Source organism: Olivibacter sp. SA151 (assembly GCF_054130995.1).
On record NZ_CP096391.1, the window covers coordinates 5,190,364 to 5,203,235 of the forward strand.

General features: G+C 38.2%; 11 protein-coding genes. 1 reads left to right on the plus strand and 10 read right to left on the minus strand.

Annotation, left to right across the window (positions count from 1 at the left end):
* The first annotated feature begins 43 nt into the window (after positions 1-43).
* Entirely contained in the window at positions 44-1,084 is a 1,041-nt protein-coding gene (locus tag M1D52_RS21205; RefSeq protein ID WP_437393471.1) for a glycosyl hydrolase 53 family protein, read from the plus strand.
* 14 nt (positions 1,085-1,098) lie between these two features.
* Here the strand turns inward: M1D52_RS21205 and M1D52_RS21210 are convergent, their stop codons facing one another.
* The 10 genes from M1D52_RS21210 to M1D52_RS21255 all read right to left on the minus strand — a co-directional run bounded on the left by M1D52_RS21210 (position 1,099) and on the right by M1D52_RS21255 (position 12,815).
* Positions 1,099-2,418 carry a glycosyltransferase family 4 protein gene (locus tag M1D52_RS21210; RefSeq protein WP_437393472.1) on the minus strand — a complete coding sequence of 440 codons (1,320 nt, stop codon included), beginning with the start codon at positions 2,416-2,418 and terminating at the stop codon, positions 1,099-1,101.
* Positions 2,419-2,428: 10 nt separating this feature from the next.
* A complete protein-coding gene (locus tag M1D52_RS21215) occupies positions 2,429-2,980 on the minus strand; it encodes a serine O-acetyltransferase (RefSeq protein WP_013665313.1) in 552 nt (183 codons plus the stop codon).
* Positions 2,977-4,038 carry a glycosyltransferase family 4 protein gene (locus M1D52_RS21220; RefSeq protein WP_013665312.1) on the minus strand — a complete coding sequence of 354 codons (1,062 nt, stop codon included), beginning with the start codon at positions 4,036-4,038 and terminating at the stop codon, positions 2,977-2,979. The genes M1D52_RS21215 and M1D52_RS21220 overlap by 4 nt, the downstream gene beginning before the upstream one ends.
* Positions 4,039-4,062: 24 nt before the next feature.
* Positions 4,063-5,079 carry a glycosyl hydrolase gene (locus tag M1D52_RS21225; RefSeq protein ID WP_437393473.1) on the minus strand — a complete coding sequence of 339 codons (1,017 nt, stop codon included), beginning with the start codon at positions 5,077-5,079 and terminating at the stop codon, positions 4,063-4,065.
* The gene (locus tag M1D52_RS21230) at positions 5,036-6,349 is read right to left on the minus strand and encodes a hypothetical protein (RefSeq protein WP_437365231.1); all 1,314 of its coding nucleotides are present in this window, start codon (positions 6,347-6,349) and stop codon (positions 5,036-5,038) included. Before M1D52_RS21230 ends, M1D52_RS21225 begins: the two co-directional genes overlap by 44 nt.
* An 18-nt stretch (positions 6,350-6,367) precedes the next feature.
* Positions 6,368-8,698: a GumC family protein gene (locus tag M1D52_RS21235; protein ID WP_437393474.1), complete on the minus strand. Its 2,331-nt coding sequence runs from the start codon at positions 8,696-8,698 to the stop codon at positions 6,368-6,370.
* Between the two features lie 46 nt (positions 8,699-8,744).
* Entirely contained in the window at positions 8,745-9,548 is an 804-nt protein-coding gene (locus M1D52_RS21240; RefSeq protein WP_013665308.1) for a polysaccharide biosynthesis/export family protein, read from the minus strand.
* Between the two features lie 30 nt (positions 9,549-9,578).
* Complete coding sequence (locus tag M1D52_RS21245; RefSeq protein WP_013665307.1) at positions 9,579-10,715, minus strand: TDP-N-acetylfucosamine:lipid II N-acetylfucosaminyltransferase family protein; 1,137 nt, start codon at positions 10,713-10,715, stop codon at positions 9,579-9,581.
* 80 nt (positions 10,716-10,795) lie between these two features.
* The gene (locus M1D52_RS21250; protein WP_437393475.1) at positions 10,796-11,875 is read right to left on the minus strand and encodes a DegT/DnrJ/EryC1/StrS family aminotransferase; all 1,080 of its coding nucleotides are present in this window, start codon (positions 11,873-11,875) and stop codon (positions 10,796-10,798) included.
* Positions 11,876-11,921: 46 nt separating this feature from the next.
* Entirely contained in the window at positions 11,922-12,815 is an 894-nt protein-coding gene (locus tag M1D52_RS21255) for a glycosyltransferase family 2 protein (protein WP_013665305.1), read from the minus strand.
* Between the last annotated feature and the right edge of the window lie 57 nt (positions 12,816-12,872).

Sequence of the window (12,872 nt, forward strand, 5' to 3'; positions counted from 1 at the left end):
TTTTGCCTTAAGTTTTCGTTATTATTACACAACTAACACTTAAATGAAAAAAAATTTCTTTTCAATTCTCTTTGCAGGAGCACTTTTTACCCTCGCTTCCTGCTCGAAACAAGACTTACTTGAAGAAACTAAAACTAATGAAGGTCCTAACACAACGATGACAACGTCCACAACTAGCTCTTCAACCTTTAGCTTGGGAGTAAATGGGCATCCGTTAGGTCCATTATCGTACACCAGCGTTCCTGCTAAGGAACAAATAGCTTTGCTTAAAAAACTTGGCATGACAAGCTATCGTTTCGATGTATCAACAAAGCTTAGTAATGGTGAAATGCATGCCGAGAATTATTTTATACCTCTAAAAAAGGCTGCTGCCGAAGCGGGCGTTACCTTAGTTCCCATGCTTTATGCGAGAGGACTCGATTTTAACATGAAAATGTCAGAAGCCTATAATCAAGGGCGTCTTGTAGCAGAATTATTTGCTCAGCGCTATAAAAATGACTTTGACTACTACAATATCGGCAACGAGCTTGAGAACCTTTTTATTCTGCCATTAAAATCCGGCACATCCACCTCCCACTACGATCTGAAAAAGTTTAACATAGCATTGCATTTTCTCTGGGGAATGAACGATGGGATAAAAGCAAAAGATCCAACGGCAAAAACTATCATAAACGCTTGTTGGTTACATACTGCTTATATTAAAATGTTAGAAAATAAGGGTCTAAAATTCGATATCATCGGGTGGCAGTGGTATGACTACATGGAACGTTCAGCCAAGTCGAATTATGGCATCAGCGATATCAGTACTTATTTGACATCTCGATTTTCTAAGCCTATATGGTTTACTGAAGTTGGTTATAAGAATAATAACAATTCAACAAAGGAGTCAGATAGAAAAATCTTCTTCGACTCATTTATGGCCAAAATCAGAAAGAATCCTCGTGTAAAAGGTGCTTTTATTTATGAGCTTTTTGATGAACCTGAAAAGAACCATATCCATGAGTCTTATTATGGTATCATCAAATGGTATACACCATATAGTCAATATAAGCCAACAGCTTATGCATCGGCTATTTTAAATTAGTAACACGGCGTTGATCACGGTTTTACAGAAAGCGGTTTTTGACCGCTTTCTGTGTTTAAACTTGCATACAATCTTGCATATTGTCGGGCATTCTCACTTATGCTAAACTTCGCGGCGTATTCCCTAGCCAGCTTCGCTTTATCATTTAGAAGGCTTCTATTTCGTAACACATTACTCAAAATAGGAAATAGCCCATTTTGATCGTCCATATTAAAAATCCATGACACACGCTCATTATAGAGCTCCGTAAGCCCACCGCGAGCAGCCATACAGACTGGCACACCATAAGAAAGTGATTCTATCACCACTCGACCAAAAGGCTCGTTCCAAACTGACGGAACCACCGTCAACTGAACCTCCTTATAAAAGTCAATAGGCTTCACTTTTCCCAAAAATCGGTAATTAAGCCCTTTTAACTGCTCTTTCAAATATTCGATGTATTCTGTTGGCCCTTCCCCGGCAAGTAACAACTCAAAAGACGATATAGGGACAGCATCCGCCAGCTTTCGAATTTCAGCCACCAAGTACTCCACACCTTTATCTTTAGCAATTCGCCCCATATATCCAACAGTTAACACCTCATGAAACTTTTCTTGTCCTTTAGTTGATGGAAGCTGAACGGCATTATAAATCACTTTAAAATCCGATAATGGCCTCGTTTCCATATTTTCTTGATGTTTAGCTACTGTAAATTTGCTAACGCCCACAAAAACATCAGGTTTATCAAGCAGCCATTTTTTTGCAACATGCGTGACTTTACAGCTTCCACACAAAGCATTGCAGTTATTGTTCCCGTCAAACATATTACACTTGTGACATAAAAGATAATAGTCACGCATAGTGTGAACCAGCGGCAGGTTTAACCGTTTTATTGTCAACCAAATCGCCGGTGAGAACCCCATAACATTATTAGTGTGAACAACATCAGGCCTGATCCTTTTAAGTAAATAGGACAGTTTGAAATGGTATAGAGGATTCATTGAATCTAACATCAGCCAAACTGTGGTAGCAAAAAAACCGTGTTTTCTACTGTCATATACAGAAGAAATGTTTTTTGAAGTGAATCGAATTACTATCACACCATTTATTCTTGCGATCTCCTCTTTTTTTCCAATCGTAAAAACGTATACTTGATGACCGTTTCGAACCAGCTCTTCCGCAAGAAGCTGTACAGATATCTCTGCACCACCAACCAGCTTTGGATAGTAAAAGGTGTTAAATAAAACTATCTTCATTTTCTTGTTCATCATTAACTTATTGGATGAATCACTTCTCCAGAGACCACTTTCTCTTTCGCCTAGCGACCTTAAAATGCCATCATTAAAAAAGAGCATCTCTTAATGATTATATTGACGATAATTTTTGAAGACTTTTGATCGAATAGGAAGAATTAGCAATTTTTACAATCGACGCCTCTTCTAAATTTTCTGTTAATACGCAATTGGCACCAACAATACTTCCTGAACCTATAGAAATCGCTCCCAGCAACTTGGCACCAGCTCCAATTACGCAATTACTCCCGACGTTTGGAAACCCGTCACCTCTCGGCGTATGCTTTCCTTGGGTCTTCCGCCCGAGTGTTACACCATGATATAGAACTGTACCGCTGGCAATAATCACCCCCTCTCCTATAACCAGCCCCATTCCGTGTATAATGATGACTCCTCCTTCGAGACTAGCCTTATAGTCGATATCAATAGCGTAGAGTATTTGGATTATTCGCGTAAAAATCAAAGGTAACAACGGTATCTTTATCCTGTAAAGCCAATTTGATAACCGGTAAATGAAAAGGGCATGAAATCCTCTATTTGCAATTATTGCCAAAACGGGATTCATTTCATATTGAACTTTTAGTTCTTTAAGATCGTGCCAAGAACTCGCTAACCAGGTTTTCATGCTTGATAAATTACATCTAATAATACCTTGCTTGATTTTTCCCAACTGAATTCTCTACTTCTCAACACATTTTTATCGATAATTTCGCGAATTTTACTTTCGTCTGTATCAAAAAACTGTTTAAGCGCACCTCCAAGGCTATCGATCGAATAGGGATCGAAATAAATCGCGCCTTCTTCCGCGATTTCCTTATAAACATCCAGATTCGAAAGAATGATCGGACACCCACTTGCCATAGCTTCCACCACTGGAATCCCGAAGCCTTCATAAAAAGAAGGATTTATCATTGCTTTCGCGCGACGATACAATTCGGCCAATTCATTGTCATCACATTTATCCAATACAGTTACATTAGGTGGTATACGAAAGCTTACTTCATTAAAACTTTTAATTTTTGCTCCAACGATTACTAATTTTTGATCAGCGTTTTCTGCTTTTGAGAAAAAATCAATTATTAAATTAATATTCTTTCTGGGGTCCAGCGAGCCGACGAACAAGAAAAAATCGTCTTTAACGTAGTTGACTTGGCTTGGCGAACTAACATTGAACTTATCAGCCGGTGCGTTATACACAACGGAAACTTCCTTGTCACATACCTCCAGCTGCTCCGTTATCTGCCTTTTTGAAAACTCGCTTACCGTAATTAAACGCTTTGCTCGCTTTGCCAATCTTGGAATCATAATTTTGTAATATGTAGCGAAGGATTTAGTAAACCAAGAGGGATTAACGGCATATGACATATCATGAATACACAAGATTTGATTTTTATCATATAATGTCCCGATGTTACAAAGGCTAAGTAAAACGTAGTTTTTTTGTTTCTTGAGATACTTCGGGAGGCTAAAATGTTCCCATAAAAGTCGAGATCTATAGCCTCTCACTTCTCGAATCAACTCTGCAGGAAAGGGATTCGACGCGAATTCCATATAAGGAGGCACTAGTATTTCAACGTCTTCATCAAATTCGATCAGTTTTTTTACAATCTCAATTGCATAGCGATGAACGCCCGTTACCCGATGGGCCAAAAACTTGCCATTCACATATATTTTTTTCTTCATGCTCAATATGTAACAGTATCGATGTTATTTATGCATTTTAATAAATTCCTTAAATGTGTAATAAATCGGCTTCTTCTTATAGGAGTCAGTGTCAAAGTAAACCAATCCATAACTCATCTCATCTGGATATGCTTTTAAATCCGGTTGGTCAAACAGCTCATATATAAAAAAGCCCTTCACTAATCTTTGATTGATAATATCGGTTAGGCTGCTTTTAATATAGGTGTCCTGCTTATAAAATGAGGCATTCTTGTTTCCTCGATAAGTATTAAATTCAGTTATCCAAATTTCTTTGTTATAGCGCTCCGCGATCTTCGGCAGGAAATTACCATAAGGACCAACCGCCTTTGTTATATTCCCCATATTTGAATACCAATGGTACCCGATAATATCGTAATTGATAGCATACTGTTTTAGAATATCCAGATAGTACCAATGAACCCAAGTAAGCGACATACTTACTCGCAACGTTGACTTCCTTTTTTTCATGCCATCTATAATTCCTGCCAGCATCCACATTTGCTTTCCTATCAGATGGGTTTGATAATGGGACGCCTTTCTCCCATCGTTTCTTGCATTCTTTTTCATCAGCTTTAGATCCCACTCATTCCCTACCTCTAAGACGTCTAAATGACCTCCATATCGATTTATAAATTTCTCCCCCACAGAGAAATATTTGTTATAAATAGAGATGGAATCGCTCTCGGCACCTCCAATACCGCTGGGAAAAAGAGCCGGCATCGGTTTTACTCCCGCAGCTTTTAGCTTTTCAAGAAGCTCTAAAAAGTAAGGCTCATTTCTCGCTTTTCCTTCCGCATTTATTGGGACGTCAATTCGATAATAGCCAACGCCAAGGTCCTTTAACAATTGAATCTGATCATTCAGCGTTCTGTATTTATATGCCTGTTGTGTGAGTGGGTGTCCATTTACTCCCCAAGCGAACGCCCGATCAGCTTGTGCGTACAATGGATAATAAACAAAAAAAATGGCAGAAACGTTAAGAAGACAGGCTTTGAGAAAACTGATCATCTGTTCTTTCATTATTTATATTTGCAAGTACATGCCAAAGGGCTAAGTAGATCCACATAGATGGATAGCCGAATTCCGGCACGGTAAGCATTAAAATCAGGAAAAGACCTACTAAACCCAAAAAGTAACACGTGTGCGTATCCCTATCCATGGTACGCCGCTTAAATAAGTTTCCAAAAAAGAAGATACTAAATGTGATTAAACCGATCACACCGCAATTCACTAATAAAGTAGTCAAAAAGTCTGTAGATCGGATATAGCCAAATCCGATTCCGAACAACTGGTGCCCCGCGTCAACGTCGACCCAATAATCATAATGGCGCATGATCCAGCCAGAACGACTTTGTTTCGATCCACTATTACCACTTAACTTACTTGCAAATACCGTTTCATATACTCCTTCGACTTTCTCACGAACAGGGTCTATTTGAAGGGCAAACAGAAAGATTAAGGCAATACCTAAAAGATAGAATAGCTTTTGATATTTCTTTTTGTAAATAAACCATCCTAGTTGAAAAAAAACAATTGCACCGTATGCTGTCGTGGAAAAAGTCAAAAATAAACAACCAAGTAAAAGTAGATTGTCGAATTTGCTTTTCGTTACATATGTTAATGCCCAGAATGGAAAGACAGTGAACGCAAACATGGATGGTTCCCCTGTTAAACTTTTCATGCGAAGGACATTGAACCCGGCAACATTCATCATCTGCGATAACGAGCCTGTTCCCTCTTCACTTGAAAAGGTTCTGTTAGTTAAGAAGTCACCGGTACTTCCGGTAAGTTGATAGTATAGAATCTCGTACAAGCCGTATGCGCAAAGCAACCTCAGCCCATAATAAATATACTTGATTACTGATTTATTCGAATAATACCTTACAAATAGGTAAACCAAAAAGGACATGGCAAGATACATTGCCTGTGTTATATGAGTTGAACGAAAAAACGACTGTAGTAAATTACCACTCGATACCAACAGCAGTTTATCGCTTAGTTTCAGATCAACGGCGAGATTTAGAGATTGTGATACCAAGCTGAAAAACAAAAAAATCAACCCGAAAACAAAAAAGTCTCTAAAAAAAAGGTTCCTACGAGTATTCTCCGGCAATATGAATAGTAATCCAAATAATAACGCAGCCAAAACAGTCGTAATAGTAGTTCCTTGTATAGAAGGGACTACCAAAAACGATGTAATTGGAAAGAACAGCATCATGAAGTTGACGTAACGATTAAAAAATGCAGTAACATCTGAAGTCCTCTCCAATTGATAATCCGCTATAAACATAACTTTCCGTTTTACCACTTATTTCTTGAATGTTCGCTTCCAAATGGACCTGCTCGATGACTCTTCATGTTCATAACCATAACCATAACCATAGGTTTGGTATCCAGAATAACGCATATCTACATCATTCACTACCAAATACATGTCACCAAGTTTATTTTTTCTTTTTAGTTCGTTTATGAACTCGATTTGCTCTTTCTTGGTGTAATTATGACGACATACGTATACGGTCATTTCAACATATTGTTGAATGATCATCGCGTCGGAGACAAGGCCCACCGGTGGCGAATCAACGATCACATAATCAAAGTGTTCTCGTAATTCATTGAAAACCTCCTCCACTTTACTTTCCAAAAGAATCTCGGACGGATTCTCAGTACGCGTACCTGCCGATAGTAAATAGCAATTGCTATGTGGTTGCCCCGGAATAATTACGTCTTTCAGTGTATTTCTTCCTAAAACTACATCCGTAAAGCCTAATGAAGGTTCCATAATCCCCATCATTTGAGCTAATTTAGGCTTTCTCAAATCAAGCTCAACAAACACTACTTTCTTCCCGGTTAACGATAAAGCATTACCAAGGTTTAATGACATAAAGGTTTTTCCTTCGCCATTGATACTTGAGGTAACCATCAGCGTTTTAGCGGATTTCGATTGTAGGGCGTAATAAAGATTAGTTCTTAAACTACGGAATCCTTCAGACAACACCGTATTTGGCATTCCCTTCCCTATTGCGAGTGTTTGAGGAGAAGCATTGTGGGCTATTTTGCCAATAATCTCAATGTCCGTATATCGTTCAATATCAGACTCAGAATTCAGCTTAGTACGTATAAGCTCCTTTCCATTTATAAATCCAAATGGTACAATTAAACCTAACAAGCTCGCCATTATATAAATTATGCTGGGCACAGGCTTAACAGGTCCGTTTGTACTCTTCGCTTCATCCACTATTTTCGCTGATTGAGCGTTAGACGATTTCGCAATAGTAGCCTCTTCTCTTTTCTGTAACAGATAAACATACAGTTGTTGCTTTAGCTCCTGTTGCCTGCTGAAATTCACAAAAGTGCGTTCGCGTGCCGGCACTTTGCTAATTTGACTATTGTATCCGCTATTTTGTCTGCCCAGCTCAGCACTGGTCAACTGAAGTTCTTTTCTATAAGAGCTTATATTTTGAAGTAAATTACTTCGCTCAGATGCAATCTGACTTTTTAAATTTTGCAACACCGGATTTGAATCGGTATACGATAGCTTCTTCTTCTCATAATCTTGAATTAAAGCGTTATATTGATTCAAAGAAGCCGCGAATGATGAATTCTGAATAACAGTAGAGCTTGGGATCCGTTGATTTTGGGGGTTCTTCACATAAGTTTCAAGCTCTCCCATTACTTTCAACTGTGCTTCCTGTTCCTTCAGTCGATTATAATAATCATTTGCATTACCAATTAACATTCTTGACTGTTCCGACAGATCGGTTATCCGATTGCTGCTTCTAAAAGTTTCCAATTGAGCTTCTACATCGTTAAGTTCGGAAGCTACTAATGCTAAACGGTCATCGATAAAGACTAGCAAACTATCAGCAATTCGTATTTTCTCATCGCGATTGTCAATTAAATATCGTTCCATTAAGCTTTGAAGTATCTGCTCACCACGCTTGGGATGGGGATAATACAGTTGTAAGTTAACTGTTGTAGCTTGTTTATCGCTCAACTCGACAGTATAGCTTGACAATAGTGTGTTGATCGCTGCGTTCTCAGACACCACATTTATTAAGAACTTTCGCCCTATTGGTAATTTCTGAGCAATTGGTTGTAACGTTAAATCGTATTGTGAAGTTTGTATGGGCTTACTTAAGTCCCCAACTTTCTCCATTTGCTCGTCTTCATTTGTGATACGGACCTTACCGTCGGTTAGAAACTCAATTTCGAAATTACGCTCCCTAATGGAGTCCGTTTTAAAGTTGGCAAGTGACGCATCAAAAGGCGCACGATCATACAGTTCTATAAATTTGGGGCCATCCTTTTCGCCAATCTTTATATTAAGTTTTAACTCTTTCACTACTTCTCCAGCGAGCTTTCTCGAACTAAGCACATCTAATTCATTTAGTACATTTTCGCTCGGTTTCAGCAACGCCGAAAGTCCATTGTCATTCGCAAATGTCGTAACCGCTTTGCTTTCTGCCATATTTTTTTGGTCTTTCAACATCAGAACACTAGACACCAAATATTGTGGTGTCGTGTATTTCAGGTAAAGAAAAGCAAGTCCTACAAATACAACAATACTTAAAAGGAAGACTTTCCAATAGCCCAACGTACGTAAAATGAATGATTTTAGACCTTTATCTTTTTCCATGTTGCATAGGGTTTTAATTTTTATAACCACATTATTAGTTCACGAGCTAGCGCCAAATCGCTATACCGAGTGAAATCAAAGAAATAAGAACGCTTATATATCTAGTCGATGCTGTATCAGCATTCAAAAGCTTTGATTTTGCCGGTTCTACATAAACCACATCGTTTTGTTTTAAATAGAAATAAGGAGATTCAAAAATTTCCTTCGAAGTTAAATCCATTTTAACCGCTACAGCCTTTCCTTGCTCATCTCTACGTATCAACATCACATTATTCCTTTTCCCAAACATAGTTAGGTCCCCTGCAAACGCAACCGCATCTAAAACGGAGGTTCTTTGATTAGGAATGACAAACATGCCAGGATTTTTAACCTCGCCGAGAACTGACATTCTAAAATTGGCAAAACGCATGCTTACTGTTGCACCCTTAAAAAATTGCTCTGCTCGTTCCCGCACCTTAGCAATAGCTTCTGTCATTGTTAACCCTGCAACCTTAATATTTCCCAAAACAGGAATATCGACGGTGCCATCATGCGCCACCATGTAACCGGTAATCATCTGGTTGGTACCACTTGTACTAATATTACGAGCAATACCGGGAGTTACGTTATTTCCATTATTGATCGCCTCCGATGCCTCAAGATCAACAGTATTAATTCGAATATTCAGCACGTCATCTGACTGGATTTTCACTTCTTCGAATTTTGTCATATTAAACTCTGTTCCTGTTTTCACCTGTGGTAAATCTTGGAAGTACTTGAGCTTTTTAGAGCTCGAACATGATGCAACAAGAAAAGTAATTAAAAAGGCAAATAATTTTAGCTTTTGTAACTTATTTGTTTTCGTTTTCATATAAGATTTCATTTTTATAGGTAGAATATGTTAAACAGTCTCGTGCTGTATTGCGACCTCTTTACTGAACAGTTGTAGATACATTTTATTGATGCGTCTGCTAGAAAGAAATTCTGCCGCCAAATCAGCGTTTTTCTTTAAATCAATAGTCCTAAAAATAGACTCGGCCTTTTCTATCATTCCGATGTCGAATATTTCGATGCCCATAGATCTTAGATAAGGGAAAACTAGGTTTCGTCTATTCATAAAAACGAGCTTGCCCATTAGTAAAGCCATCCAAATATTTCCCATTCCAACCGGGCGTATGGAGTTACTTATAAAAACATCATATTGATCAAAAACTTCTATATATTCGGCAAAACTTAAATAGCTATCAAGGTATTTAATATTACCTTTGTTTTGCCTCTTTTGAATTTCACCTTTTAAAGCAGCCATGTATTTTTCATTCCCATAACTCACGGGAATAAGTATTTCCTTTAACGGCAGATTCATGGTTTTTTGAATTGCATCAAGATGATTATTTGAAGCTACGCCTGAATTACCAAGAATGCACCGGAGTTCTGAGATGTTTTTTCTATAAGGTCGCACGTTACGGAAACGCGCTCTCAAAATGTTGGCATCCGTTTCAAACATATAAGCGAACTGTTGATGCTTAGCACGCAATCCTTTAATGTTACGAATAGCGTATTCGTATTCGGGTTCAATCCAGGTAAGTATATTATCAAACTTGCTAAAAATCCTAGGCAGATTAGCTCTTCTAAGAACATTTTTAGGGCGCCAGTATCCCAAATTCAGAGAAAATCGTTGACCATTTGCAGTCCTGACAATATCCTTCGTAAGAGGCTCGTAAAGTGGATAGTCTACTAAATCAGAACTGTAAAGCTCTTTTCCCCAAATCATCCAATTAAGCTCTTTAAATGAATGTTCCAATACCCAGTCGTACATTTCAGCAGTGAAGCAATGAATAAATACTTTTCCATATTTTCGCGTATCTCCTATAAGATTTTTATCACACATTCTACCGTGAATAAGGTCGGTACGTTTAATGAATTTAAGAGGTCCGCATTCTTTAACTATGAAAATGTTGTTGTCAAGCAAATCCAAAGCTTCAAGTTTTTCGACAAATGGGTCGAAAAATTTTTCATCGTCGATTAGATGTAAATTCATAACAACTGTAAAGTGAGCATGACTGAGGTACTGCTTTTGGCAATTACCTAATTTGTTTTAGTATTAATGGAATATTTACCCTAATTATTCTGAACACGCAGAAGTATGCGGCAGACAAAATCAACTTCTTCAAACGACAAGCTGTTATAAAGCGGTAGACATAACACTCTCTTAGACATGTCACGTGCGATCGGACATGCAGATGTATCTACATATTTGAGCGTATCCAACGAGGGATAAAAATATCGCCTAGGATAAATCCGATTTTTGTTAAGCTCTTCAACACTCTCCAACAATGCTTTCTCTGTTGCGAATACGATTGGATAATAAGCATAATTAAATGTCGCCTTCGGATTTAATTTAAGTCGTTGAACTTCTAAATTGGATAACCGCTCATCGTAGTAGCCATATAAATCCTTTCGATATTGAGTCACAGAATCTAAGTACGGCAAATTGGCTAACCCCATGGCTGCGTGAAACTCTGAGTTTTTGCCGTTAATCCCTAAATCACTGATTTGATCAATGTTGCTAAAGCCGAAATTTCTCATATAAGCAATTTTCTTTAACAGTTCAGCAGTCGACGCAAAAATAGCCCCGCCCTCAATGGTATGAAAAATTTTCGTTGCATGAAGACTTAAAGTACTCACATCTCCATAATTAAACACTGATTTTCCTTTATACAGCGTTCCGAAACAATGTGCTGCGTCATAGATTACTTTAAGGTTATGCTTATCGGCAATGGCCTGTATTTGATCAATTGCACAAGGATTTCCATAAACGTGCGTAGCCAAGATGCCAGTCGTTTTCTCAGATATCGCCGCTTCGATTTTATTTGGATCGATATTAAACGTTTCCGGGTCTATATCTACGAATATGGGCTTACATCCTTCCCAAACCAAAGAACTTGTTGTAGCCACGAATGAAAATGGAGTTGTTATCACCTCACCGGCAAGGGCTAAAGCCTTTATTGCAATTTGCAGTGCGGTTGTCCCGTTGTTGACAAACACCATGTGCTTAACATCTAAATGTTCCTTAAGCCTCAACTCTAAATGATTGACTAAAGGGCCATTATTTGTTAGCCACTGTCTGTCCCATATGTCTTTGACATAAGCCAAATATTCGTCAATTGGAGGCAAGAAAGGTTTGGTAACTTGAATCATAATATTGAATTTCAAATGGGAATTCTTTTCCTGATTTTAATGTGAATCATTGCTTACGAACCAGCTTTTTTACATAATACTTCGCGCGTTGAAATAACTGAGGGCTACCTGAAGTTTTCAATCCTAATTGATGCATAACAGCATGGACACGTTGAATATTAGCACCCTTTTGGTTGATCATCATTTCATAGAGGCTGGCGGCATATACATTCTTTAATTCTTCATCCCATAAGTTTTTTTCATGAAGATATGAGGCTATTTTAACACGTAGATTCACGTAATTAGCGATAATGCGCTCCATTCCGTCTTTAGTGCGTGGACGTGAAACAGAACCGGACTCTTCGTAAATGCGGGCTCCCAATTTCGTATCATAAACTATTCCTGCCCCCGACTTAAGTAGACGGAATAAAAGGTCATATTCCTGAGATGATGTTAAGTTTACATCCCATCCATCGACTTCGATTAAAGCCTGCCTCTTATACAAGTTGGCACTTGTAATACCAGCGTTTGACCGAAGGATAGCTTTCCATATATTGGTACCTGTTGGCGTAAAAAAATCTTCCTCTTTGTCCAGAGCCACATATACTCTCGTAAAAGCGCCGATTACGACGTTTATACCAGCGCTTGCTAATTGAATTTGGCGTTCCCATTTCCCGCCAAGTAGTTCATCATCGGCATCCAAGAACTGAACCCAGGTACCTTTCGCTTCTCTTAGTCCGGTATTTCTAGCATAGCATGCGCCTTTTCGCTCTTCAAATAAAGAAACTATCTTATTCGTATATTTTTCTACATATCGATCAATAACGTCCTGTGTGTTATCTACTGAATTGTTATTAACTAAAATCATTTCCCAATCACTATATCCTTGGCGCATCACGCTTTCGATTGCTCGCTCAAGAAAACGTTCACAATTATAACAAGGTATTATTACACTAATCATCGAGAATAATTTTAAACTTCTATTTCAAAATAAACTATCAATTATAACAACGTGGCT

What these genes read in the sequence shown, in the direction of transcription:
- M1D52_RS21205 (WP_437393471.1), top strand. Translation starts at nt 44, where the DNA reads ATGAAAAAAAATTTCTTTTCAATTCTCTTTGCAGGAGCACTTTTTACC.
- M1D52_RS21210 (WP_437393472.1), bottom strand. Translation starts at nt 2,418, where the DNA reads ATGCTCTTTTTTAATGATGGCATTTTAAGGTCGCTAGGCGAAAGAGAA.
- M1D52_RS21215 (WP_013665313.1), bottom strand. Translation starts at nt 2,980, where the DNA reads ATGAAAACCTGGTTAGCGAGTTCTTGGCACGATCTTAAAGAACTAAAA.
- M1D52_RS21220 (WP_013665312.1), bottom strand. Translation starts at nt 4,038, where the DNA reads ATGAAGAAAAAAATATATGTGAATGGCAAGTTTTTGGCCCATCGGGTA.
- M1D52_RS21225 (WP_437393473.1), bottom strand. Translation starts at nt 5,079, where the DNA reads ATGAAAGAACAGATGATCAGTTTTCTCAAAGCCTGTCTTCTTAACGTT.
- M1D52_RS21230 (WP_437365231.1), bottom strand. Translation starts at nt 6,349, where the DNA reads ATGTTTATAGCGGATTATCAATTGGAGAGGACTTCAGATGTTACTGCA.
- M1D52_RS21235 (WP_437393474.1), bottom strand. Translation starts at nt 8,698, where the DNA reads ATGGAAAAAGATAAAGGTCTAAAATCATTCATTTTACGTACGTTGGGC.
- M1D52_RS21240 (WP_013665308.1), bottom strand. Translation starts at nt 9,548, where the DNA reads ATGAAAACGAAAACAAATAAGTTACAAAAGCTAAAATTATTTGCCTTT.
- M1D52_RS21245 (WP_013665307.1), bottom strand. Translation starts at nt 10,715, where the DNA reads ATGAATTTACATCTAATCGACGATGAAAAATTTTTCGACCCATTTGTC.
- M1D52_RS21250 (WP_437393475.1), bottom strand. Translation starts at nt 11,875, where the DNA reads ATGATTCAAGTTACCAAACCTTTCTTGCCTCCAATTGACGAATATTTG.
- M1D52_RS21255 (WP_013665305.1), bottom strand. Translation starts at nt 12,815, where the DNA reads ATGATTAGTGTAATAATACCTTGTTATAATTGTGAACGTTTTCTTGAG.